Consider the following 23339-nt stretch of genomic DNA (forward strand, 5'->3'; position numbering starts at 1 on the left):
CTGACTTGTATGGGGAAGCCATGCGATTCCTGACCGCACTTGCGCTCACTTGGACGACTTTCGCAGCCGGCGCGTTTGCCACGCCCGGCCAGCCAACCGACGGAGCGCTGGGCCTTCAGCCTGCCGTGACACCGATCATGGAAGACATCGTGTCTTTCCATAATCTCCTGCTGATCATCATCACCGTGATCACGGTCTTCGTGATGGGCCTGCTGGTTTATGTGATGATCCGCTATAACCGGAAGGCCAATCCGACGCCCTCCAAGTTCAGCCACAACACGCTGCTCGAAGTGGTGTGGACGGCGGTACCGGTGCTGATCCTGATCGGCATCGCAATCCCGTCCTTCCCGCTTCTCTACAAGCAGGACGTGATCCCGGCCGAGATCGACTTCACGCTGAAGGCCACCGGCAATCAGTGGAACTGGTCCTACGAATATCCGGATCACGAAGTCGCGGAATACTTCTCCAACATGGTTGAAGAGGAAGACCTCGAACCGGGTCAGCTGCGCAATCTGTCAGTTGATTACCCGCTGGTGGTTCCGGTCAATGCGACGGTCCGCCTGCAGGTCACGGCGTCCGACGTCATCCACAACTGGGCGATGCCGGCCTTCGGCACCAAGATGGATGCCATTCCGGGCCGGATCAACGAGGCCTGGTTCCAGGCGACCCAGGAGGGTGTCTATTACGGCCAGTGCTCCGAGCTTTGCGGTCTTCGCCACGCTTTCATGCCGATCGAAGTTCATGTCGTGCCCCAGGATGTCTTCGACGCCTGGATCGCGGCCAAGGCCGAGAACGAATACTCCGAAGCCGCTGACGCGATCATTGCTGAATACACCGCCGCGCGGGAAACGCGCCTGGCGCAACTCGACTAGGGATGGGCTGAACCATGTCTGCTGACGCCGCTACGCACGACGATCACACCCCGAGCATGTGGGACTGGCGCCGTTGGGTGCTGTCCACCAACCACAAGGACATCGGTACGATGTACCTGGTCTTCGCGATCTTCGCGGGGATCATTGGTGGTGGTCTTTCCGGCCTGATCCGCTGGGAGCTCATGGAGCCGGGCCTGCAGGTCTTCACCGGTGAGGATACCGGTTGGGGCGCTCTGTTCGGCAATGCGCACAATTATAACGTTGTCACCACGATGCACGCCCTGATCATGATCTTCTTCATGGTCATGCCGGCGATGATCGGCGGTTTCGGCAACTGGTTCGTCCCGCTCATGATCGGCGCGCCCGACATGGCCTTCCCGCGGATGAACAATATCTCCTTCTGGCTCCTGCCGGCCTCCTTCGCGCTGGCGCTGATGTCAATGTTTGTACCGGGTGCCGGTGCCGATCTCGGTTTCGGGGGCGGCTGGGTTCTCTATCCGCCACTGTCGACCTCCGGCCATAATGGTCCGGCGATGGATCTCCTGATCCTGTCGCTGCACATTGCCGGTATCTCGTCGATCCTGGGTGCCATCAACTTCATCACCACGATCTTCAACATGCGCGCTCCGGGCATGACGATCCACAAGATGCCGCTCTTCGTGTGGTCGGTTCTGGTGACCGTCTTCCTGCTTCTGCTCTCGCTGCCGGTTCTCGCCGGCGCGCTGACCATGCTGCTGACCGACCGTAATTTCGGCACGGCCTTCTTCGCACCGGAAGGTGGCGGTGACCCGGTCATGTACCAGCACCTGTTCTGGTTCTTCGGTCACCCGGAAGTCTACATTCTCATCCTGCCCGGTTTCGGCATTGTCTCGCACATTGTGTCGACCTTCTCGCGCAAGCCGATCTTTGGTTATCTCGGAATGGCCTATGCCATGGTGGCGATCGGCTTCATCGGCTTCATCGTGTGGGCTCACCACATGTATACGGTCGGTATGCCGGTTGATCTGAAAGCCTATTTCGTGGCCGCGACCATGGTCATTGCGGTACCAACGGGGATCAAGATTTTCTCCTGGATTGCCACGATGTGGGGCGGCTCGATCGAGTTCCGCACCCCGATGATGTGGGCGATCGGCTTCATCTTCCTGTTCACCGTCGGCGGTGTGACGGGCGTGGTGCTGGCCAATGCCGGCGTCGACCAGGCCCTGCACGACACCTATTATGTGGTGGCGCACTTCCACTATGTGCTGTCGTTGGGTGCCGTATTCGCGATCTTCGCCGGCTGGTACTACTGGTTCGAGAAGATTTTCGGCGTGAAGTACAATTCCTGGCTCGCTCGCGCCCAGTTCTTCTTCTTCTTCATCGGCGCGAACGTGATCTTCTTCCCGCAGCACTTCCTCGGCCTGAATGGCATGCCGCGTCGCTATGTCGACTATCCGGATGCCTTCGAGTTCTGGAACGCTGTCTCCTCCTGGGGCTATGTGATCATGCTGGTGGGTATGATTCTCTTCTTTGCCGTGCTCGTCGACGCGATGATCCGTCGCCGCAAGGCAGACGCCAATCCGTGGGGTGAAGGCGCAACCACGCTCGAGTGGACGCTGTCCTCGCCGCCGCCCTTCCACCAGTTCTCCGAACTGCCGAAGATCAAATAGGGTTTGACCTTGGACACCATTGTGACCCCAAGCGACAATCGCGCAGAGGGCGAGGCTGTTTCGACAGCCTCGCCCCGCGACTATTTTGACCTGATGAAACCGCGGGTGATGACGCTGGTCGTCTTCACCGCCTTTGCCGGTCTCATCGCGGCACCGGTCGATGCCGACCCCTTCCTGGCGGTGATGTCGATCCTGTGCCTGGCCGTGGGTGCCGGCGCTGCCGGTGCGCTCAACATGGCCTATGACGCCGATATCGACGCCACCATGCAGCGCACGCGCAAGCGTCCGATTCCGCGCGGCGTTGTCTCGGTGGCCAATGCCTATGGTTTCGGTGTCGTCGCGGCCATCCTGTCGGTTCTGCTGATGGCGTTGGCGAGCAATTACCTGGCCGCCGGCCTGCTCGCCTTCTCGATCTTCTTCTACGCCGTCATCTACACGATGATCCTCAAGCGCTCGACGCCGCAGAATATCGTCATTGGTGGCGCTGCCGGCGCCTTCCCGCCGATGATCGGCTGGGTCGCGGCAACCGGCGAGATCTCGCTCGATGCCTTCATTCTCTTCATGATCATCTTCCTGTGGACGCCGCCCCATTCCTGGGCGCTGGCGCTCTACAAGTCGGGCGACTATGCCGCGGCCAATGTGCCGATGATGCCGGTCGCCCGGGGTGCCAAGTCGACACGTCTTCAAATCCTGCTCTACTCCCTCGTGCTGGTGGTCTTCGCAGGCGCGCCGGTCCTGACCGGGCTGGGCGGCGCTGTCTATGGCGCGACCTCGCTGGGCGGCGGCGTGCTCTTCCTGCTGCTGGCCTGGCGGATTTTCCGCTCTCGTGCCGGTGAGGCCGGTTCCGCCGAAGAGGGCGCGCTCTATGCCGTTCGGGCTGGCGACAAGGCCGCTCGTGACCTCTTCGCCTATTCGATCGGTTATCTGACGGTTCTTTTTGCCGCATTGATCATCGAGCACGCATTTGGTGCATATGTCGCCATTCCGGGAGTGGGATGATGACAGAGACTGAGAACCGCAAAACCAAGAAGTCCGTCGGCGAGATGATCGAAGAGGTCATCGAGTCCAAGCAGCCGGACTATACGCAGTCGACCGAGACCGTGCGCCTGACACCCGAGCAGGAGAAGGCCCGCGCGCGTCGCAATGTGGTCATCGCCTGGTCGCTGGTCGGCTTCATGGTCGCGGTGTTTGCCATCACCGTCGTGCGCCTGAGCCAGAATATCGCTGCGGGAGCGGGCGCATGACCCGTATCCCGCTCAACAAGAATGCCCGTGTTGCGGCCTTCTCGGCGCTGGCCGCCGTCGTCATGGTGGGCGCAGCCTATGCCGCGGTCCCGCTTTACGACCTGTTCTGTCGTGTGACCGGCTATGGCGGCACGACCCAGGTCGCGGTCGGCGAGGCCGGTGCCATTCTGGATCGCGAAGTCACCGTCTATTTCGACGCCAATACCAATCGCAACCTGCCCTGGACCTTCGAGCCGGCGCAGCGTTCGATCACGGTCCGGGTCGGTGAAACGGCACTCGCCTATTACACGGCGACCAATAATTCGAGCCAGCCGGTCACCGGCGTGGCCACCTATAATGTCGCGCCCTACAAGGCGGCGACCTATTTTTCCAAACTGGAATGCTTCTGCTTCACCGAGCAGACGCTGCAACCGGGTGAGAGCATCGAGATGCCGGTCCTGTTCTTTGTCGATCCGTTGATCGACGAGGAGGCGCGCATGGATGATGTCACCGCAATCACCCTGTCCTATACCTTTTTTGAGTCCCAAGACGGGGGGTCGGATCCGTCCGACGCCGCGCCTTAGCATTGAACCTTTCGGGTGTGCCGCGTATCAGGGGCATACTTCGCTGATTTGAAATCGCAGGAGATTCGCGATGGCTGGGCATGCCGCTAAGCACGACTACCACCTGGTTGACCCGAGCCCGTGGCCGTTTGTGGGCTCGGTGGGCGCTTTCCTTCTGGCCGTTGGTGCCGTCGGCAATATGGCGGGCCTGGTCTCGGCCGAGCATCCGCTGGCCTTCATGCTGGCCGAGGGATCCTGGGGCGGCCTGATCCTCGGTTTCGGCGTGGTCATCTGGACGATGATCGGCTGGTGGGGAGACATGATCAAGGAATCCCAGCGCGGCGATCATACGAGCGTTGTCGATATCGGCATGCGCTATGGCATGATCCTGTTCATCGCCTCGGAAGTGATGTTCTTCGTGGCCTGGTTCTGGATCTTCTTCGAATACGCGATTTTCCCGGACGTGCGCCTCGACCCGGCGCTTGCGACATTCCCGCCGGCTGGCGTGGAAACCTTCGATCCCTGGCATATCCCGCTGATGAACACGCTGGTCCTGCTGCTGTCGGGCACCACCGTGACCTGGGCGCACCACGCGCTTCAGCATGATGACCGCAAGGGCGCAATCACCGGCCTGATCTTCACGGTCGCGCTTGGCATGTTCTTCACGGCCCTGCAGGTTTACGAGTATTCGGAAGCCCATTTCGCCTTCTCGATGGCGGATGGCGGCAATCTCTATGGCTCGGCCTTCTTCATGGCGACCGGCTTCCACGGCGCCCACGTCGTCATCGGCACCATTTTCCTCGCCGTCTGCCTGATCCGTCTTCTGAACGGTCAGATGAGCGCGAAGAAGCATTTCGGTCTCGAAGCCGCGGCCTGGTACTGGCATTTCGTTGACGTCGTCTGGCTCTTCCTGTTCGCCTTCGTCTACGTCGTCTACCAAGGCTGACCGACAGCATGACAAAACCCTCCCCGTTTTCGACCGGCGCCCGGGGGCGCTGCCCGAAATGCGGGGAGGGGGCCATGTTCGACGGACTGCTCAAGATCGCGCCGCGTTGTGATGTGTGCGGGGCAGACTTTGAATGTGCCGATGTCGGTGACGGCGCCTCGGTCTTCGTCCTTTTCATCGTCGGCTTCCTGGCCATGGTCCTCTTCCTTCTGGTCGAGGCGGCCTTCAGCCCACCCTGGTGGGTCCATGCGATCTTCCAGCTGCCTTTCGTCCCGCTCGCCTGTATTGCCGCCCTGCGGCCGATCAAGGGCCTGCTCTTTGCCTTGCAATTCCAGCACGACGCCCAGGAGGCCCGGCTGGACGATTGAGGCCTGACCGCCTCGCCCCTTTCGGTGATGGACCCTGTCCGCCATGCCCCGTTTCCAGCCGCTTCCACTACTCACCCTGTTCACTGCGGCAAGCCTTGCCCTGTTGTTGACGCTGGGCGGCTGGCAGATGCAGCGCATGTCCTGGAAGGCCGGACAGATCGAGGCTTATGAAGCGCGCGGTGAGGCCGTCGGTTTCCGCGAGGCCTTGTGTGAACCGGGCACCGGTGCCTTCTCGGCGCCGGTCACCGGTCCTGTACCGCTGAGCGGCCAGACGCTGCGCCTCTACACCCTGCGCGAGACCGCTGGCTGGATGCGGCTGGCCCTGATGCCGGCGCCGCGCTGCAGTCCTGACGATCCGGCGCGTTTCTTGATGGTCGAAGTGGCTTTCGAGGATTTGCGCAGCGAGGCGCAGACGGCCGTACAGGTCTGGCGCATTGAAACGCCACCCGGGCCCGGTCTTTTCACACCCGGAAACGATCCGGATACCAATGCATGGTATAGCCATGATCGTGCAGCCATGGCGGCGGCCTTCGGGATAGACCCGGACAGCCTCTTGCCGGTCTGGGCCCGCTCGGACAGCGGCATGCCGGCCTCCTTGAGCCGGACGCCGCCAGCCAAGCATCTGGGCTATGCCCTGACCTGGTATGGTCTGGCGCTGGCTCTGATCGGGGTGTATCTCGCCCTGCATGTCAGCCGGGGCCGGCTGCGCTTTACAACGCCATCGCACGATGGCGACAAGAACAAGAAGGCGGACTAGTATCCGCCCGGTTACGGAGATGGAATTTGGCAGTCTGGCGCGAAACTTCCTGGGACGAGACCCTCACCGGTCAGGGCATTCGCCTGCGAGCCCCGACGCTTTCCGACTACGAAGACTGGGCCAAGCTGCGCGGGGCCTCGCGCGCTCACACCGAGCCCTGGGAACCCGCCTGGACGAGCGATGAATTGTCCAAGGGGGCGTTCCGCCGCCGCATTGACCGTTATCAGGCCGATCGCGATGCCGGGCTGGGTTATCCCTTCTTTGTGGTCCGTGCCCGCGATGATGTCCTGCTCGGTGCCTGCAATCTGAACAATGTCCGGCGCGGCGTGCTGCAATCGGCCGATGTCGGCTACTGGATCGGCTCGCCCTATGTCCGCAAGGGCCATACGCGGGCCGCTGTGCGCCGCGTTCTGGCCTTTGCCTTTGACGAGTTGCGCCTGCATCGGGTCGAGGCTGCGTGCCAGCCGAACAATGCCGCCTCGCGCACCTTGCTGGAACAGGTCGGCTTCGTGCAGGAAGGCCGCTCGCGCGCCTTCCTCAATATCGCCGGTGAATGGCGCGACCATGACCGTTTCGCCATTCTGTCCACCGATCCGCGCAAATGACGGAAACCGGATATGAAGCCGGGGTCCGGGCAGCCGGTGCGCTGGCCTTTGCCTGTGACCTTGCCGCCGGTCGGGTCCGTCTGACCGGTGATGCCGCGGCCTTTGGTTTCGACCAGGCCGAGATGGACTGGCAGGGTTTCCTGGACCGTCTCGGACCGGCCGATCAATCGCGGCTCGCCGCCGCGGTTGATGGCGACGCGCTGGACCTCAGAATTCGCCTGATCGGTGCGGGCAACCGTCTGGCCTATGTCCGCCTGCTCGGCCAGCGCGTCGGCGACGGACGGTTTGAGGGCCTCATGACCCCGGCGGGCGCCACGCGAGACCTGGCCGGGCGGATCGGCGAAGAACATGCCCTCGCCAAGGGCGTTGCCGCCGGCGAAGTCATGGCCTGGTATCAACCCATCATCGCGCTGGATACCGGCCGGCTCGCCGGTTTCGAGGCCTTGGCCCGCTGGGACCGGCCGGGCGTCGGAATCCTGTCGCCGGACGATTTCCTCGACATGGCCGATGAGCTCGACCTTCTCAACCGGATCAGCACCACTGTGCGCGGTCATGCGGCCGCGGACCTGTCCTCCTGGCGGGTCGCCCATGGCGCGGCGGCCGATATCTTCATTTCCGCCAATGCGACGGTCAGCGAACTGGTTGATCCGGCATTCGTGACTGACCTGCTTGATTGCGTCGGGGCTGCAAAACTGCCCGCCGGGGCGTTCAAGCTGGAGATTGCCGAGACCGAGATCATGCAGGACCCCGATATGGCGGCGGCGGCGATGCAAAGGCTGGCCGAGGGCGGGGTGTCGCTGGCGCTGGACGATTTCGGCACCGGCTATTCCTCCCTGGCGCGGCTCGACATGCTGCCTTTCGATGTGGTCAAGATCGATCGCTATTTCGTCCGGGCCATGGCCGGTGATGAAGCGGCCGGGACAGTGGTCAAATCGGTGATCCAGCTGGCCATGCATTTCGGCATGAAGGTCGTGGCCGAGGGCGTCGAGAATATTGCGGCGGCCGAGCGGCTTGCCGCTATGGGTTGCCAGTATGCCCAGGGCTATCGCTATGCCGGTGCCCTGTCGCCGGATGCGGCCGAGCAGGCGCTGATCGGTGGCATGGACGGTCGGTTCAAGCCCGCTGGCGCTTGATCGTACCGGAGAAGTTGAGTACCGGGACATCATCACCGGTTATCAGGCCGCGCACGAAAATGAGTGATCCGCCAGCGCGCAGAACCTCGCCCCGCGCTTCCATCAGTGCGCCTTCTTTCGCGCCCGAAATAAATTCCGACGTAAAGGCGACAGTGACGCCATAGCCCGAGGGTTTAAGCTCTTCATGGGCGATCCCGAACAGGGCGAAATCAGCAAAGCTCATCAGGCAGCCGCCATGAACGGCACCCATGCCATTGAGGTGGTGACGCTGCGCGCGGAAGGCCATTTCCGGTCCGTCCGTTCCAAGCCGCATGAAAAAGGGGCCGACCGTCTGTTCGAACGGGTCGTCAGGCCAGATGCGCCAACCGGCGAATTCGCCGTCCTCGACAATATGGGGTGACATGGGAGATCCGTTCTCGGGACGTCAGGCGTGGCCCGACAGGGCGGAAAGATGTTCGGGGCTGACACCGAGAAGGTCCAGCGCGCGCGGCCATTTGTCCGCGTCATCCGTGTCGAAGACAAGGTCTTCATCCAGTTCCGCCACCAGCCAGGCATTGGCGGCGAGTTCGTGTTCCAGCTGTCCAGCGCCCCAGCCGGCATAACCCAGCGCCAGCAGGCTGCGGCGCGGCGGGGCTGCCGATGCCATGGCCTCGAGCACATCCTTGGTCGCGGTCAGCCCGATTCGCTCGTTGACGGGCAGGGTCGCGTCCTCGGTCGAGTAGTCGCGGGTGTGCAGAACGAAGCCGCGATCCTGGTCAACCGGCCCGCCCATCAGTACCGGCTTGTCCGGAGTCGGCTGCGAGCCCGCCACCCCCAACTGCTCGAATAGCTCGGGCAGGCGCAGGTCATCGGCGGGCTTGTTGAGGATGATTCCCATGGCGTGTTCAGGTCCGTGATCGCACATGAGGATGACGGTGCGGTCAAAGCGCGGATCCCCGATGCTCGGCGTCGCGATCAAAAGCTTGCCGCCGAGGAAGGTCTCGTCCACATCTGTCGAACGTCCGGGTCTCATGGCTGACATGTTCCTCCCAAAAGGGGGATGCGTCCAGCCGGGTTCCCGCTATCTTGCCGTGCGGAAAACCGCCCATACTGATCAACAGGAGAAATGCCATGACCATCTCGGTCGGAGATCGCCTTCCCGAAGCCAGCTTCATGACCATGACGGCTGACGGACCGAACAAGCTGAGCACGGCTGACGTGTTCGCCGGCAAGACCGTCGCCCTGTTCGCGGTGCCGGGTGCCTTCACGCCGACCTGTTCGGCCAAGCACCTGCCGGGCTTTATCGAAAAGGCCACCGACATCAAGGCCAAGGGCGTCGATACGATCGCCTGTCTCTCGGTCAATGATGTCTTCGTCATGGACGCCTGGGCCAAGTCCCAGAATGCCGGCGACGACGTCGTCATGCTGGCTGACGGCAATGGCGAGTTTGCCAAGGCGGTCGGCCTGGAAATGGACGGAACGGGCTTCGGCATGGGCGTGCGTGCCCAGCGCTTCTCCATCCTGGTCAAGGATGGCGTGGTTGCCGAGCTCAATGTCGAGGCACCGGGTGAATTCAAGGTGTCTTCCGCTGATCACATCCTTGGTCAGCTCGACGGCGTTTCTGCCTGACCCTCCTCGTGTGAGGGGGTGTTCAACAACAAGTAAGGAGGGGTTCGCATGGACTTCGGAATGATCGGTATTGGTGTCTTTCTGCTGTTGGCATTGTTTGTCATCGCCTCGGTGATCAAGACAGTGCCGCAGGGCAAGGAATTTACCGTCGAACGCTTTGGACGCTACACGCGAACCCTCAAGCCCGGCCTCCACTTCCTTGTGCCGTTCATTGATACGGTGGGCTACAAGATGAATATGCGTGAGCGTGTTCTCGACGTGCCCAATCAGGACGTCATCACCAAGGACAATGCGACCGTCTCTGTGGACGCCGTTGTCTTCATCCAGGTGCTGGATGCGCCGCGGGCGGCCTATGAGGTCGACAATCTCGACTTTGCCATCATCAATTTGTCGCTGACCAATGTGCGAACCGTGATCGGTTCCATGGACCTCGACGAGACCCTGTCCAAGCGGGATGAAATCAATGCCCGCTTGCTGGGGGTGATTGATGCCGCGACCAATCCCTGGGGTGCCAAGGTGACCCGGATGGAGATCCGTGACCTGTCGCCGCCGGTCGATATCACCGAGGCGATGGCCCGCCAGATGAAGGCCGAGCGCCTCAAGCGAGCCGAGATCCTGGAAGCGGAAGGCTCCAAGCAGTCCGCCATCCTGCGCGCCGAGGGTGAGAAGGAAGCCGCCATCCGCGAGGCCGAAGGTCGCAAGGAAAGTGCCTTCCTGGACGCCGAGGCCCGCGAACGCGAAGCCGAGGCCGAGGCCCGCGCAACCCAGATGGTGTCGGACGCCATCTCCAAGGGTGATGTGTCCGCGATCAACTACTTCCTGGGTCAGAAATACATCGAGGCCTTCGGCAAGCTGGCCACCAGTGAGCAGCAGCGCACGGTGATCATCCCGGCCGAATTCTCCAACATCCTGTCGACCATCACGGGCGTTGGCGAACTGGGCAAGGCGGCGCATGACGCCGTTTCCGAGGCCACCCGCAAGGGCTAGGTCCAATGGTCAAGAAGGAGATGTCATGATGGATTTGTGGATGTCGGTCTTTGACCGCATGAATCTCTGGGCCTGGTGGGCGATTGGCGGCGTGATCCTCATCGCCGAACTGCTCACCGGCACGACCTACCTGCTCTGGCCCGCTGCCGCGGCCTTCCTGACCGGCTTCGTCGCGATGGAAATGCTGGGTGTGAGCTGGCCGATCCAGTGGGCGGTCTTCGCCCTCCTGTCGCTCGGCCTGTTATGGGTCGGGGACCGCTGGGTCCGTCCGGCCATGAAGGCCGGTGCCGGCTCGGGCCTGAACGACCGCTCCTTGCGGATGGTCGGGCAGCGCGTGACGGTTGTCAGCGATTTCGTCTCCGGTCGCGGCCGGGTCAAGTATGGCGATAGCGAGTGGGCGGCGGAAACGCCCGACGGAACGGATCCGGTTGCCGGGTCTACCCTGGTCGTCAGCGCCGTGAACGGCGTTGTACTCACCGTTAGTTCGTAAGTGAAGTAAAATGGCGAACCCGGTCATGCAATATGACCGGGTTCGTTCAAATCTTAATGGTTTCAGCAAGCCTGCAGCAATTTCATTGGTCTAGATCACCGCTCGTATTCGCAAACAACAACCCCGAGTGAGCGCCATGAAAAAGCAAATCCTTTCCGCCCTTGTCTGTGTCTCGGCCATCGCCGCTCCGATCGCCCTGATGGCGCCGGCTGCTGCCAATACCACGACGAGCCGCGAGACCGTCGAGCTGGTCGCCCCGGACTATCCGCGTGGCGCGGAACGCCGTGGGATTGAGGGCATGGTTCGCCTGTCCTATTCGATCGACGCTGAAGGCCGTGTCATCAATGCGGAAGTTGTCGAATCGACACCGGCGGGCATTTTCGACCGGGCGGCCCTTTCCGCGATCGAAGCCTGGCGTTATGCGCCGGCTGCTGCCCAGACGGATGGCCATACCCGCGAGCTGGAATTCCGCCTCGGCGACTGATCCCGACCCCCCGTCGTCCCGATTGAAGAGCCGCCCCGCTGAGGGCGGCTCTTTACGTTTTCTTGCCCATTACACCTGATTGTCTCGTGCACGATTGTCATGAATATCAGCGATGGGTCCCGTCATGCCGGACATTCCCGAGGAAGATCGACTTGAAGCGCTGCACGCATTGGGTTTGCTCGATACCGCTGCCGAGGCCGAATATGACGCGATCGCTGATCTGGTTACAGCGGTAACGGGTGCCCGAATGGCCGCCGTCTCCCTGGTCGATCGGGAGCGGCAATGGTTCAAGTCCGCGGTCAATCTGCCGGCCACGGAGACACCGAGATCCTGGGCCTTCTGCGATCATGCGATCCAGCAGGACGGCATTTACGAGGTGGTGAACGCGCTTGATGATCCGCTGTTCGCGGAAAACCCTCTGGTCACTGGCGCTCCCCACATTCGGGGATATGCCGGCGTCCCAATCCGGCTGCCGTCGGGGGAGAAGCTGGGCACGCTGTGCGCGATCCATGACGCGCCGATGCAATTGGACCAGCCTGCCCGCGACCGCCTGGCCTCGCTGGCCCGGATGGTCGAGAACCTGATCCGCGACCGGATCGATTCGCGCGAACAGACCCGTCTCGCCCTGGTCGCCCGACACACCCATAATTCAGTGGTGATCACCAATCGGGCGGGAGCGATCGAGTGGGCCAATCCGGCTTTCGAACGGCAGACAGGTTATGCGCTGTCCGAGATGCTCGGGCGCTTTCCCGGCTCTTTCCTGCTTTGCGCGAATTCCGACCGCCAGGTCGTGCAGGAGATGGTGGATGCGGTTGAGGCCGGCAGGGAGTGTCAGGTCGAGCTGGTCAATCGCCACAAGAACGGGACCGAATACACTGTCCTGATCGAGTTGACGCCGATCAATGATGCCGCCGGCACCTGTACGGGCTACATGTCGGTGCAGACCGATATTACCGAGAGAAACCGAATCCGGGACCAGCTCAGCAAGGCATTGCTCGAGACCCAGTCGCTGATGAATGTGATCCGCGAGCACACCGTTTTCAGCGTGTCTGACCCGAATGGCGTCATCATCGACGTCAATGAGGCCTTCTGCCAGTTGAGCGGATACTCGGCCGAGGAGGTCATTGGCCGCACCCATCAGTCCCTCCAGGAAGCGGGCATGCACCCGGACGCCTTCTGGGAAGACATGTGGGCGACGATCCGCGCGGGCCGCCCCTGGCGTGGCGAAATCTGCAATCGCGGCAGGTCGGGCGAGATGTTCTGGGCTGACTCGATCATCGCGCCGCAGCTGAATTCAGCCGGTGAGGTTGAGCGGTATATCTTCGTTCGCTTCGACATTACCGAACGCAAGCAAACCGAAGCGGGACTGGTCGAGAGCCAGCAGCGGCTCGAATCCCTCCTGGAGCGCCTGTCTGCCGTCACGGAGCTTGGCGGGATTGGCAGCTGGGAGGTCGATCTCGACACGATGACGCCGATCTGGGACGCCGTGACCCGCCGGATCCATGAAGTTGATCCGGACTATATTCCGGACATGGAGCACGCGATCAATTTCTATGCCCCGGAAGCCCGCGACCAGATTTCGCAGGCCGTGGGACATTGCGTTGAAACCGGCGAGCCATGGGATCTGGAACTGCCGTTCATTACGGCCAAGAACCGGCGCATCTGGGTCCGGGCGGTCGGGCGGCGCATCCTCACGGATGGAGAAGCGGTCCGCCTTGTCGGCTCATTCCAGGATATTTCCGAACGCCGGGAGCGCGAGGAAGAGCTGCGCCTGATCTCGACCCGGCTGGAAGTTGCGCTCAACAGCTCCGGCATTGGTGTCTGGGACGTCTGTCCCACAACCAATGAGTATCGGCAGTCGTCGCCTGTTCAATATTCCCGATGGCGCCGCCAATCCGTCACCGGCCGACTGGGTCGCGGGCATTCACCCGGAAGACCGCGATGTCGTCGCCGCAGGCCTGGCCGAGGCCTACAAGACGAAAACACAGCTCAAGCGAGAATACCGCTACGCCCGGCCTGACGGCAGTTATCGGCATATCCGGTCCCTCGGAGTCTATCGCGAACGACTGGATGCGCCCCCGATCCTGACCGGTGTCCACATGGATATGACGGCAGATATCGAGCAGGCCGCCGCGCTGGATATGGCCCGGGAGCGGGCCGAGAGCGCCAGTCTCGCCAAGTCCGAATTCCTTGCAAATATGAGTCACGAGATCAGGACGCCGCTCAATGGCGTATTGGGCATGACCCAGATCCTGCAAATGACCGAGCTGACCAGCAAACAGGCCTCGCATGTCGAGACCATCCGCAATTCCGGTCAGGCCCTGGCTGACCTGATCGATGACATCCTGGATATTTCGAAGATTGAATCCGGCATGATCGAGCTGGAGAACAGATCATTCGAACTGCGCGGGCTGGTCGCCATGGTTGGCGACATCATGCAGTTGCGGGCGAAGGAAAAACAGCTCGCACTCGACGTGGCTATGTCCTCTGATGTCGCCCGTTTCGTGGTCGGCGACGAGAAGCGGATCCGGCAGGTCCTGATCAATATCATCGGCAATGCGATCAAGTTCACCGAAAGCGGTGCGGTCAGCGTCGATATCCGCGTCGGCGAAGGGGACAGCATTGATTTCCGCGTCACCGATACCGGCCCCGGAATAGAAACCGAGAATCTCGCCGCTATTTTCGACCGCTTTGCCCAGGCTGATAACTCGATCACCCGTAAATACGGGGGCACGGGGCTCGGGCTCGCAATCTGCCATGAACTGGTTTCGCTGATGGGCGGCGAGATCGGCGTTGACAGTGTTGTGGGCGAGGGGTCGACCTTCTGGTTCAACCTGCCTCTGCCGGCGGATCACAGCCGGGTGGCGAACACGGCACCGTCCCGCTCGTCAGCCGTGGTCAAGGCCGGTGAGGTCGGACGCCGGGTCCTGGTTGTTGATGATGTCCAGGCCAATCTGATGGTGATCGCGGCCCTGCTGCAGCATGATCGGTACGACGTCATCACGGCGGTGAACGGTCAGGAAGCACTCGACATGCTCGACGCCAACACGTTCGACGCCAACACGTTCGACGCAGTCTTGATGGATATCCAGATGCCGGTCATGGCGGGTGATGAAGCGATCCGGCGGATCCGCGCATCGGATGCGAGCTATGCCGGAATTCCGATCTTCGCCCTCACAGCTGATGCGACGCGTGCGACCCGCGAATTATGTGCCCGGATCGGGGCGACGGGGTATTTCACCAAGCCGCTGCACCTGCCGGATGTGCTCGAGGCCTTGCGACGCGAGCTCGCGGCAGCCAGCCCGTCAGGGTCTGGCAGTGAGCAGACGCGGCAGGCCTAGCGGCCGCGAGCTTCGGACAGGCCTTCGCGCGCGAGCTCGTCGGCCCGCTCATTGCCGGGATCTCCGGCATGGCCCTTGACCCAGCGCCAGTCGATCGTGTGCGAGCGGGTGAGGTCATCCAGGCGTTTCCACAGATCGACATTCTTCACCGGCTTCTTGTCGGCGGTCTTCCAGTCGCGCTTCTTCCAGCCATGGATCCACTTGGTGATGCCATCGCGCAGATAGACGCTGTCTGTGATCAGGATCACCGAGCGGTCAGCCTTCTTGAGCGCGTCCAGGGCCTGGATCGCGGCCATCATCTCCATGCGGTTATTGGTGGTGTCGGCCTCGCCGCCCTTGAGTTCCTTGCGGTGGCCATTCCACTCCAGAATGGCGCCCCAGCCGCCCGGTCCGGGATTGCCGGAACAGGCGCCGTCAGTGTGGATGGTGATCGTACTCACAATGGGTATTTCTTCGCCATGTCGTCGAGGCAGGCACGGATGATTTCTTCCAGGACAGCCATGTCCACATCCGCCAGCTTGTTGATGTAAAGGCAGGATTTGCCAAGCTTGTGCTTGCCCAGCCGGGCGAGTTGTTCCGAATAATCGCTATAGCCGGGCATGATGTAGACGACCATATTGGCCTTGCGCGGGGAGAAGCCCGTACGCATGAATTCGCCCTCGCGACCGCTCTCATACTTATAGTGATAAGTCCCGAAACCAATGATGGCCGCGCCCCACATCTTCGGTTTCCAGCCGCTGATGCGTTCCATCAGGGCGAGCAGGGTGCGGGCATCTTCGCGCCGCACGGGGTGCTCGATGGTCTCGACATAGTCGGCGGGCTTGATGGCGGTGGGCTGGGTCTTGTTCTCGGCCATGGAATGTCCTCAGGCGACAGCGCGGGGCAGTTTGAACACGACATCCTCGTCGGTGACGCGGATATCCTCAAGCTGCACATCATAGCGCTCGCGGAAGGCATTGATGAGCCCTTCCACGAGATCTTCCGGAGCGGACGCGCCTGCGGTGATGCCGACCGTGCGGATGGCGCCGATCGTGGCCCAGTCGACATCGGCGGCGCACGAGACCAGTCGCGCATCATTGGCACCGGACCGCTGGGCGACTTCGACAAGGCGCACCGAGTTCGAGGAGTTCGGCGAGCCGATCACGAAGACCAGATCACTGCGCGGTGCCATCGCCTTGACCGCCGCCTGGCGATTGGTGGTGGCATAGCAGATGTCTTCCTTGTGCGGCGCCTTCATGCCCGGGAAGCGTCCCTGCAGACGCGCCACAATGGCCGAGGTGTCGTCCACCGAGAGTGTGGTCTGGGTCACGAAAGCGATGCGCTCCGGATCGCGTGGCGTGAAATGGTCGGCATCGTCGACGGTTTCCACCAGGCTGATCGCGCCCTCGGGTAATTGGCCCATCGTGCCGACAACTTCGGGATGACCGGCATGACCGATCAGGATGATCTCATCGCCATTGGCAAAATGCCGTTGGGCCTCGACATGGACTTTTGACACCAGCGGGCAGGTCGCATCGACATAGATCATCTCGCGGCGTTCGGCTTCCGCGGGGACCGTCTTGGGCACGCCGTGGGCAGAAAAGACAACCGGTCGGTCATCCGGACATTCATCGAGCTCCTCGACGAAAACCGCGCCCAGCGCTTCCAACCGTTCCACGACATGCCGGTTATGGACGATTTCATGGCGCACATAGACCGGCGCGCCGAAACGCTCGATCGCCCGCTCCACAATCTGGATCGCACGGTCAACTCCGGCGCAGAAACCGCGCGGGGCGGCGCGCAATATGGTCAATGGGGGGCGGGGTGTCGCGGTCACGCTCATCTCTCCTTCAGCGATGGCGTTGCGGAAGCGGCATCTCCATCGTATGACCGTGGTAACAAAGAGCCCGGTCCCATGCCAGCGGCCGGGTCTGTTTCCAGGACAGGTAGTACATAATGTCGTTCAAATCCGTGCGTTCTCTTGCCGCAATGGCCGCTATGGCTGGCCTGCTGTCTTCCTGTCAGAGCGTCGGCAGCGTATTCGTCGATCCGGAGCCGAATATCGGTCCGTGCCCGTCCGCCCTGTCGCTCTATGACGCACACCGCATGGTCGAATTCCATGGCGATGAGGTCGTTTATGAGAATGTCGGCTTCACCGGCGAAGTGATCGCCGTGCGATCACTGTGCAGCTATTATGGCGAACGCCCCATCCTGGCCAATCTGGAAATCGATTTCGGCTTCGGTCGCGGTCCCGCGGCCCAGGGGCGTGAGCGGACCTATGAATTCTTCGTCGCGGTTACCCGTCGCGACATGGCCGTTATCGTCAAGGAAGTCTTCCCGCTTCGTGTCCGCTTTGATGAAGATGAAGACCGGGTCTATCTGACCGAGACCATCGACGCCATCTCCATCCCGCGCGCCGATGAAGGCACGTCGGGTGTCAATTTCGAGATCCTTGTCGGCTTCGAGCTGACCCCGGAACAAATCGCCTTCAACCGCTCCGGACAGCGTTTCCGCGTGTCGGCCGGCCAGGACTAGACACATGCCTTCTATTGCCGATCAGCTCAGCGCCGTGCTGGGCGACGCGTTCGCTTCCCTCGAGCTTCCGCGTGAGCTGGGCCGTGTGACCCCGTCCAGGCAGAATCCGGAAATCTTCCCCTTTCAGTGCAATGGCGCCATGCCGGCGGCCAAACAGGCCAAGACCAATCCGCGTGAGCTGGCCGGCAAGCTGATCGAGGCGTTGCACGGCATCCCGCAGATCGGCGCCGCCGAGATCGCCGGCCCGGGCTTCATCAATCTGCGTCCGGCCGAATATCTCTATGGCGAGCGCGCCGCCGAGATCGCGGCCGATGAGCGGGCCGGAGCGCCGCTCACCGAGGCCCCGAAGACGGTGATGATCGATTTCGGTGGCCCCAATGTCGCCAAGCCGATGCATGTCGGCCATCTGCGCTCCTCTGTACTGGGTGACAGCCTGCAGCGCCTGTTCCGCTTTCGCGGCGACACGGTGGTCTCCGATATCCATCTCGGAGACTGGGGCCTGCAGATGGGCCATCTCATCACCGAGCTGCATGACGAACAGCCGGACCTCGTCTATTTCGATGCGGATGTCACCAATGACTATCCGACCGAGCCGCCGGTCACGATTGAGGATCTGGCGCGCCTCTACCCGCAAGCCTCGGTCAAGGCCAAGGCCGATCCGGAGCGGTTGGAGATCTCCCGTACCGCCACTGCCGAGCTGCAGGCCGGCCGACCCGGCTATCGGGCATTGCTGCGTCATTTCATCGATGTGTCGGTCGCCGCACTGAAGCGCGATTTTGGCGCGCTGGGTGTGCATTTCGACCTGTGGAAGGGTGAAAGCGATGTCGATCCGCTAATCCCCGGCCTGGTCGAGGATTTCAGGGCCCGCAAGGTCGCCGAGGAGAGCGAGGGCGCCTTGATCGTCCGCGTCGCCCGGGACGGTGACAAGAAGGAACTGGCACCCCTGATCCTGGTCTCCAAGACCGGCGCCGCGCTGTATGGCACGACGGATCTCGCCACCATCCTGGACCGCAAGCAATCGGTCGGACCGGACCTGACGCTCTATGTCGTGGATCTGGCCCAGGGCGATCATTTCGAACAGGTCTTCCGGGCCGCCGAGAAAGCCGGTCTGGCTGAGGACGGTGCGCTGGAGCATGTGAAATTCGGCACGGTCAACGGCACGGATGGCAAGCGTCTGCGGACGCGCGATGGCGGTACCTTCCGTCTCGCCGACCTGATCTCCAGCGCCATCGAGCGCGCCGATGAACGCCTCAAGGAGGCGGGTCTCGCGGCCGATGTCAGCGCCGAGGAACATGATCGGGTCGCCCGCATGGTCGGTCTCGCCGCGATCAAATTCGCTGACTTGCAGAATTACCGCACCACGAATTACGTCTTCGATCTGGATCGTTTCACCAGTTTTGAAGGCAAGACCGGTCCTTACCTCCTTTATGCCGCCGTGCGGGTGAAATCCCTCATGCGCCGGGCCGCCGAGGCCGGTGTGACGCCGGGCGCGATCCTCGTCGACGCGCAGGAGGAACGTGATCTTGTCCTCTGCCTCGATGCCTTCGGTGCGGCGCTCGACAATGCGGCCGACAACCGGGCCCCCAACGCGCTGTGCGACCACGCCTTCACCCTGGCCCAGGCCTTCTCGAAATTCTATTCCGCCTGTCCGGTACTTGTCGCCGAAGACAACGCCGTGAAAGCCTCCCGCCTGGCCCTGGCGCAAGCGACGCTGAAACAGCTTGAGCTCTGCCTGGGCCTGTTGGGACTGGAAGCGCCCGAGCGGATGTAGAAACCGGCGCTATTGCGCGCCGGTTTCCAGTTCAGCGATACGGTTGCGGGCATTCTCGCACCAGCCACACCCGCCGTCGTCCGGCGCGAGCTCCAGCGATGTGCGGAAGGCTGCCAGAGCGGCCTCGGTATTGCCCAGCGCGAAATGACCCTCGCCGAGGCTGTCATACAGATTGCCATCGCCCGGGAAGAGCGTGGTGTTCAACTCGAACAGGGCGACGGCCCAGTCACCGCGTTCTTCACCCAGCAGATGAAAGCCGACCCGGTTGAGAATGCGGCGGTCGCTGAGCGCGCGCCCGGTGATCGTTTCCAGGTGCGCGGGCAGGTCGCCGACGCGCTCGACAGGCTGGCTCTGGCTGAACTGGTTGATCAGCGTATAGGGCGAGGCGTGAACCGGGCTGGCCTCGTAGGCCGCGTCCACCAGCATGCGACGCACCACCGGGCCCATGCGATCCGCGGAGGGGCGGCTTTCATTGGTCCAGTGCATGATCAGAATGTCGTCTGCCGGATAGCGGCGGATCGTGGCGTTGAAGAGCCCGTTCGAGCCGGCGTGATTGACGGGCACTCCCTCGGATCCTGTTTCCACGACCCAGCCATAGCCGTAATGGTTCGGGTTCCCGTCTTCCCACGGGACGTGCGGGGCATGCATCTGTGCGTTGGAGTCCGCTGACAAAAGCGTGCCGTCCTGCAGTGCGCGATGCCATTTGCCCATGTCGACAAGCGTCGTGTAGAGGCCGCCATTGCCCAACATGTGCCAGGAGACGTCCTCGTCGCGCCAACGGTCGATGAAGCTGCCGATATCTGCGCGTTCCGGGTCCAGGAAGCCGTGGAAATACATGTGCGCCAGGTCTTCATCATCCCAGTCGCGCTGGCGATAACCGGTCTGGTCCATGCCGGCCGGGTCCAGCACAGCCTCGATCAGGAAAGCTTCGTAATCCGTGCCGCTGAGGTCCTCGATGATCGCGGCGAGAACGGTGTATCCGGCATTGCTGTATTCCAGCGACGTGCCGGGCTCACGGCTCAGCGGACTGGCGAACAGCGCGGCAAAGAAATCTTCGCGCGACTTGTAGGGACTGTGATCGCTGCCTTCATAACCGCCGGTATGGTCCGACAGGCCGGACGTGTGCGTCAGCAGCTGGTGGAGGGTGATCCCGGTCTTGTCTGCAGGCAGATCAGCAAAATACTGATCCAGCGTATCATTGACGCTCAGCTGGCCACGGTCCTGGAGGACCAGTATGGCCGCCGCGGTGAACTGCTTGGTCAGCGAGCCCATGTCGAACACGCTTTCGGGCGTTGCCGGATATTGAGCGCCACGATTGGCCAGTCCGTATCCGGTGGAAATGAGGGTTTCATCACCGATCGTGATCAAAAGGCCGCCGGCCGAACCAACCGCCTCCGCCGTGGCGATATAGTCCGTGATGCGCTGCTCTGTGTCCTCGTTGATCGTCACGATCTGGGCGATTGCCGACGAGGAAATGAGTGCGGTGGCCGCCAGAAGGCTGGCAGCAAAAGTCTTGAAAGACATGATCTATCCCGAGTTAATACACTGCTGGGATGTGCGCAGTGTGCGATTTGGATGCAATCGGGATTCAGCGGGCTGCAGTCTCCGTCCCCCGTTTGGGGGAGGGGCATTCGCCCAAATTATTGTATGCTGGCGTGACCGACCCGGGAGACAGATATGATCTTTTCGCTCATCGCCAGCCTGCTCATTCAAGCTGCTGACCTGCCCGAGGACCCGGCGCGCCTGTCGGTCTTGATGCAGCAATCCTGCCGGATCCAGCAGGTGGATCGCCAGGGCGGGGCCGAGCCCGATCATTTCGCTTTTTGCCAATGCCTTGATGGCGCGCTGTCACAGAGTCTGTCCCCGCCGGCCTATCGTGCCGCGGCGCTGGGCGGGCAGGGCGCGATCCAGGGGCGTGGTGAAATCTCGGACTGGGAGGCTGCCCGACGGGAATCCCGGCGCGTCTTTGCCTCCTTGCCCGACGGGGAGCAAGCGGGTCTGGGTGGACACATCCAGAGCGCGCTCGGTGTCTGTCTGGGCAGTTGAAAACGACCAGAAACATCGGTCGAATCGCATTGACTAAACGGCAGGCGAGCCTAGAGTCCTGCAAATCTGTTTGACTGGCTGAGAGGTCCGTTTTACAGGCCGCTTCTCCTCGCGGGAGAGACCGGCGAATAAGCCGGCGCCGAAGGCGCAACCGCCCCGGAAACGCTCAGGCCAAGGGACCGCGAGGAGCATAAACGCTGGAAAGCGGGTGAAGGATCAAACCTTCGCCCCACCGACGGAGCAAGTGCGGCCGGTCCCGATCGGGGGACGTCCACGGCGCGCACGGAATCTCTCAGGTATTCGGGACAGCGGGGGCGATCAGCTTGCAGGCCTTGCCGGGCGTGCAGGATCGCACCCTTGCAAGGACCCGACATGACCGAAACCCTTCACAAGACACCGCTCCACGCCCTCCATGTCGAGCTTGGCGGCAAGATGGTGCCCTTCGCCGGCTATGACATGCCGGTCCAATACCCGCTGGGTATCATGGGCGAGCACAAGCATTGCCGTGAACAGGCCGGCCTGTTCGATGTCTCCCATATGGGCCAGGCGCGCTATGTCGGTGATGAGGCGGCGCTGGAAGCCTTGCTGACCTGCGATCTCTCCGAGATCGGCGCCGGCGAACAGAAATACACCCTCCTGCCCAATGAGCGTGGCGGTATCCGCGACGACCTGATGGTCTCCCGCCCGGACGGCAAGGGCATCTATCTTGTGGTCAATGCGGCGACCAAGGACGCCGATTTCGCTCATATCGAAGCCGCCACGGCGGGCAAGGGCAATCTGACCCGCATTCCCGAGCGCGCCCTGCTGGCGCTGCAGGGACCGGCCGCCAAGGACGTCATGGCGCGGCTCTGCCCGGAGGCCTGCAAGATGGTCTTCATGCAGTGCGGCCTGTTCACGCTGGACGGCGTCGACGTGATGATGTCGCGCTCGGGCTATACCGGCGAGGACGGGTTCGAGATTTCCATCCCCGAGGCCGATGCCGACCGCATTGCCCGCCTGCTGCTGGCCCAGGACGAAGTCGCCGCCATCGGTCTCGGCGCGCGCGACAGCCTGCGTCTGGAAGCCGGGCTTTGTCTTTATGGCCACGACATGGACGAAAACCGCACGGCGGTCGAAGCCTCCCTGATCTGGGCCCTGGCCAAGACTCGCCGCGAGCGCGGCGATTTCCCTGGCGCCGACGTGATCGCCACACAGATCGAAGAGAAGACCTGTCAGAAGCGGGTCGGCCTGACGCTCACCGGCGCTCCGGCCCGCGAAGGCGCCGAGATTGCTGACAAGTCCGGCAATGTCATCGGCATCGTGACCTCCGGTGGCTTCGGCCCGACCGTGAGCGGTCCGGTCGCCATGGGCTATGTTGATCGTGACTTCATGAAGCCCGGTACCGAGGTCGATATCCTCGTCCGAGGCAAGCCGCGCGCCGCAACCATCACCAAATTGCCGTTCGTACCGGCGAATTTCTATCGGGGCTGAGGCCCGAATTTCTTATCCAGGGGCAGGAGATTTAACCCATGACCACGCGTTACACCGAAGACCATGAATGGATCACCGTTGACGGGGATATCGCCACTGTCGGCATCACCGCTTTCGCCGCCGGCCAGCTCGGCGATGTCGTCTTTGTCGAACTGCCTGAAGTCGGCAAGACGCTCGCCAAGGGCGATGAGTTCGCCGTTGTGGAATCCGTGAAGGCGGCTTCCGAGGTTTACGCCCCGGTCGATGGCGAGATCACCGCCATCAATGACGCCCTCGAGGGCGAGCCGGCCAAGGTCAATGAAGACGCCACCGGCGATGGCTGGTTCGTCAAGATCAAGCTCGCCGACGCCGCCCAGCTCGACGGCCTGATGGACGAAGCCGCCTACAACGCACACACGGCCTAAAAGGGCGATCCCATGCGATACCTCCCCCACACAGATAATGACCGGAAGGCCATGCTCGATGCGATCGGCGTGGCCTCCATCGACGAGCTGTTTACCGATGTGCCGGAA

At 62.3% G+C, this 23339-nt stretch carries 27 protein-coding genes and 1 riboswitch; of the genes, 21 read left to right on the forward strand and 6 right to left on the reverse strand.

The features are described 5' to 3' along the window. The first annotated feature begins 20 nt into the window (after nucleotides 1-20). The 10 genes from coxB (at nucleotide 21) to QZ266_RS09355 (ending at nucleotide 8116) form a co-directional block, all read left to right on the forward strand. Nucleotides 21-872, forward strand: a complete 852-nt coding sequence (coxB, locus tag QZ266_RS09310) for a cytochrome c oxidase subunit II (RefSeq protein ID WP_295694339.1) — start codon at nucleotides 21-23, stop codon at nucleotides 870-872. 14 nt (nucleotides 873-886) lie between these two features. Continuing rightward, entirely contained in the window at nucleotides 887-2521 is a 1635-nt protein-coding gene (ctaD, locus tag QZ266_RS09315; protein WP_295694342.1) for a cytochrome c oxidase subunit I, read from the forward strand. A gap of 9 nt (nucleotides 2522-2530) precedes the next feature. Then, nucleotides 2531-3520 carry a heme o synthase gene (locus QZ266_RS09320; protein WP_295694346.1) on the forward strand — a complete coding sequence of 330 codons (990 nt, stop codon included), beginning with the start codon at nucleotides 2531-2533 and terminating at the stop codon, nucleotides 3518-3520. Next, entirely contained in the window at nucleotides 3520-3765 is a 246-nt protein-coding gene (locus QZ266_RS09325; protein ID WP_295694348.1) for a hypothetical protein, read from the forward strand. Before QZ266_RS09320 ends, QZ266_RS09325 begins: the two co-directional genes overlap by 1 nt. Continuing rightward, complete coding sequence (locus QZ266_RS09330; RefSeq protein WP_295694350.1) at nucleotides 3762-4328, forward strand: cytochrome c oxidase assembly protein; 567 nt, start codon at nucleotides 3762-3764, stop codon at nucleotides 4326-4328. The genes QZ266_RS09325 and QZ266_RS09330 overlap by 4 nt, the downstream gene beginning before the upstream one ends. Nucleotides 4329-4398: 70 nt before the next feature. Beyond that, complete coding sequence (locus tag QZ266_RS09335; RefSeq protein WP_295694353.1) at nucleotides 4399-5253, forward strand: cytochrome c oxidase subunit 3; 855 nt, start codon at nucleotides 4399-4401, stop codon at nucleotides 5251-5253. Nucleotides 5254-5327: 74 nt separating this feature from the next. Continuing rightward, nucleotides 5328-5621 (forward strand): DUF983 domain-containing protein, encoded by a 294-nt coding sequence (locus QZ266_RS09340; protein WP_295694356.1) that lies wholly within the window; start codon nucleotides 5328-5330, stop codon nucleotides 5619-5621. Nucleotides 5622-5664: 43 nt separating this feature from the next. After that, nucleotides 5665-6378, forward strand: coding sequence for an SURF1 family protein (locus QZ266_RS09345; RefSeq protein ID WP_295694359.1), 714 nt, complete (start codon nucleotides 5665-5667; stop codon nucleotides 6376-6378). 26 nt (nucleotides 6379-6404) lie between these two features. Next, nucleotides 6405-6983, forward strand: coding sequence for a GNAT family protein (locus tag QZ266_RS09350; protein ID WP_295694362.1), 579 nt, complete (start codon nucleotides 6405-6407; stop codon nucleotides 6981-6983). After that, nucleotides 6980-8116, forward strand: coding sequence for an EAL domain-containing protein (locus QZ266_RS09355; protein WP_295694364.1), 1137 nt, complete (start codon nucleotides 6980-6982; stop codon nucleotides 8114-8116). The genes QZ266_RS09350 and QZ266_RS09355 overlap by 4 nt, the downstream gene beginning before the upstream one ends. Here the strand turns inward: QZ266_RS09355 and QZ266_RS09360 are convergent. Both QZ266_RS09360 and QZ266_RS09365 read right to left on the reverse strand, forming a co-directional pair. Then, nucleotides 8097-8519 (reverse strand): PaaI family thioesterase, encoded by a 423-nt coding sequence (locus QZ266_RS09360; protein ID WP_295694367.1) that lies wholly within the window; start codon nucleotides 8517-8519, stop codon nucleotides 8097-8099. The two genes, QZ266_RS09355 and QZ266_RS09360, sit on opposite strands and share 20 nt — an antisense overlap. Nucleotides 8520-8540: 21 nt before the next feature. Beyond that, complete coding sequence (locus tag QZ266_RS09365) at nucleotides 8541-9128, reverse strand: YqgE/AlgH family protein (protein WP_295694369.1); 588 nt, start codon at nucleotides 9126-9128, stop codon at nucleotides 8541-8543. Between the two features lie 98 nt (nucleotides 9129-9226). On the opposite strand from QZ266_RS09365, the gene QZ266_RS09370 reads away from it, so the two are divergent. The 6 genes from QZ266_RS09370 to QZ266_RS09395 all read left to right on the forward strand — a co-directional run bounded on the left by QZ266_RS09370 (nucleotide 9227) and on the right by QZ266_RS09395 (nucleotide 15026). Further along, nucleotides 9227-9724, forward strand: coding sequence for a peroxiredoxin (locus QZ266_RS09370; RefSeq protein ID WP_295694372.1), 498 nt, complete (start codon nucleotides 9227-9229; stop codon nucleotides 9722-9724). Nucleotides 9725-9772: 48 nt separating this feature from the next. Continuing rightward, on the forward strand, nucleotides 9773-10711 hold the full coding sequence (locus QZ266_RS09375; RefSeq protein ID WP_295694376.1) for an SPFH domain-containing protein: 939 nt from the start codon (nucleotides 9773-9775) through the stop codon (nucleotides 10709-10711). A 25-nt stretch (nucleotides 10712-10736) separates the two neighbouring features. After that, entirely contained in the window at nucleotides 10737-11201 is a 465-nt protein-coding gene (locus QZ266_RS09380) for an NfeD family protein (protein WP_295694377.1), read from the forward strand. Between the two features lie 136 nt (nucleotides 11202-11337). Continuing rightward, complete coding sequence (locus QZ266_RS09385) at nucleotides 11338-11685, forward strand: energy transducer TonB (RefSeq protein ID WP_295694380.1); 348 nt, start codon at nucleotides 11338-11340, stop codon at nucleotides 11683-11685. A 124-nt stretch (nucleotides 11686-11809) separates the two neighbouring features. Further along, entirely contained in the window at nucleotides 11810-13705 is a 1896-nt protein-coding gene (locus QZ266_RS09390) for a PAS domain S-box protein (RefSeq protein ID WP_295694383.1), read from the forward strand. After that, a complete protein-coding gene (locus tag QZ266_RS09395) occupies nucleotides 13608-15026 on the forward strand; it encodes a PAS domain-containing hybrid sensor histidine kinase/response regulator (protein ID WP_295694409.1) in 1419 nt (472 codons plus the stop codon). Before QZ266_RS09390 ends, QZ266_RS09395 begins: the two co-directional genes overlap by 98 nt. Here the strand turns inward: QZ266_RS09395 and rnhA are convergent. The 3 genes from rnhA to ispH are packed head-to-tail and all read right to left on the reverse strand — an operon-like array spanning nucleotide 15023 to nucleotide 16848. After that, complete coding sequence (gene rnhA, locus QZ266_RS09400; RefSeq protein WP_295694385.1) at nucleotides 15023-15466, reverse strand: ribonuclease HI; 444 nt, start codon at nucleotides 15464-15466, stop codon at nucleotides 15023-15025. The genes QZ266_RS09395 and rnhA overlap by 4 nt on opposite strands. Beyond that, a complete protein-coding gene (locus tag QZ266_RS09405; protein WP_295694387.1) occupies nucleotides 15463-15882 on the reverse strand; it encodes a DUF1801 domain-containing protein in 420 nt (139 codons plus the stop codon). The genes rnhA and QZ266_RS09405 overlap by 4 nt, the downstream gene beginning before the upstream one ends. A 9-nt stretch (nucleotides 15883-15891) precedes the next feature. Continuing rightward, a complete protein-coding gene (gene ispH / locus QZ266_RS09410) occupies nucleotides 15892-16848 on the reverse strand; it encodes a 4-hydroxy-3-methylbut-2-enyl diphosphate reductase (protein WP_366523934.1) in 957 nt (318 codons plus the stop codon). A gap of 113 nt (nucleotides 16849-16961) precedes the next feature. Between ispH and QZ266_RS09415 the strand changes: the two genes are divergently transcribed. Then, nucleotides 16962-17540: a hypothetical protein gene (locus QZ266_RS09415; RefSeq protein WP_295694392.1), complete on the forward strand. Its 579-nt coding sequence runs from the start codon at nucleotides 16962-16964 to the stop codon at nucleotides 17538-17540. A gap of 4 nt (nucleotides 17541-17544) precedes the next feature. Next, the gene (argS, locus tag QZ266_RS09420; protein WP_295694395.1) at nucleotides 17545-19311 is read left to right on the forward strand and encodes an arginine--tRNA ligase; all 1767 of its coding nucleotides are present in this window, start codon (nucleotides 17545-17547) and stop codon (nucleotides 19309-19311) included. A 9-nt stretch (nucleotides 19312-19320) separates the two neighbouring features. Here the strand turns inward: argS and QZ266_RS09425 are convergent, their stop codons facing one another. Next, nucleotides 19321-20835, reverse strand: coding sequence for a serine hydrolase (locus tag QZ266_RS09425; RefSeq protein ID WP_295694398.1), 1515 nt, complete (start codon nucleotides 20833-20835; stop codon nucleotides 19321-19323). 153 nt (nucleotides 20836-20988) lie between these two features. On the opposite strand from QZ266_RS09425, the gene QZ266_RS09430 reads away from it, so the two are divergent. From QZ266_RS09430 to gcvH, 3 genes are all read left to right on the forward strand, one after another. Then, entirely contained in the window at nucleotides 20989-21357 is a 369-nt protein-coding gene (locus QZ266_RS09430) for a hypothetical protein (RefSeq protein ID WP_295694401.1), read from the forward strand. 102 nt (nucleotides 21358-21459) lie between these two features. Continuing rightward, nucleotides 21460-21549: riboswitch (glycine riboswitch) on the forward strand. 180 nt (nucleotides 21550-21729) lie between these two features. Beyond that, nucleotides 21730-22827 (forward strand): glycine cleavage system aminomethyltransferase GcvT, encoded by a 1098-nt coding sequence (gene gcvT, locus QZ266_RS09435; RefSeq protein ID WP_295694404.1) that lies wholly within the window; start codon nucleotides 21730-21732, stop codon nucleotides 22825-22827. 38 nt (nucleotides 22828-22865) lie between these two features. Next, entirely contained in the window at nucleotides 22866-23231 is a 366-nt protein-coding gene (gcvH, locus tag QZ266_RS09440) for a glycine cleavage system protein GcvH (RefSeq protein WP_295694407.1), read from the forward strand. Nucleotides 23232-23339: the final 108 nt, after the last annotated feature.

Source organism: uncultured Maricaulis sp. (assembly GCF_905480005.1).
Lineage (GTDB): Bacteria > Pseudomonadota > Alphaproteobacteria > Caulobacterales > Maricaulaceae > Maricaulis.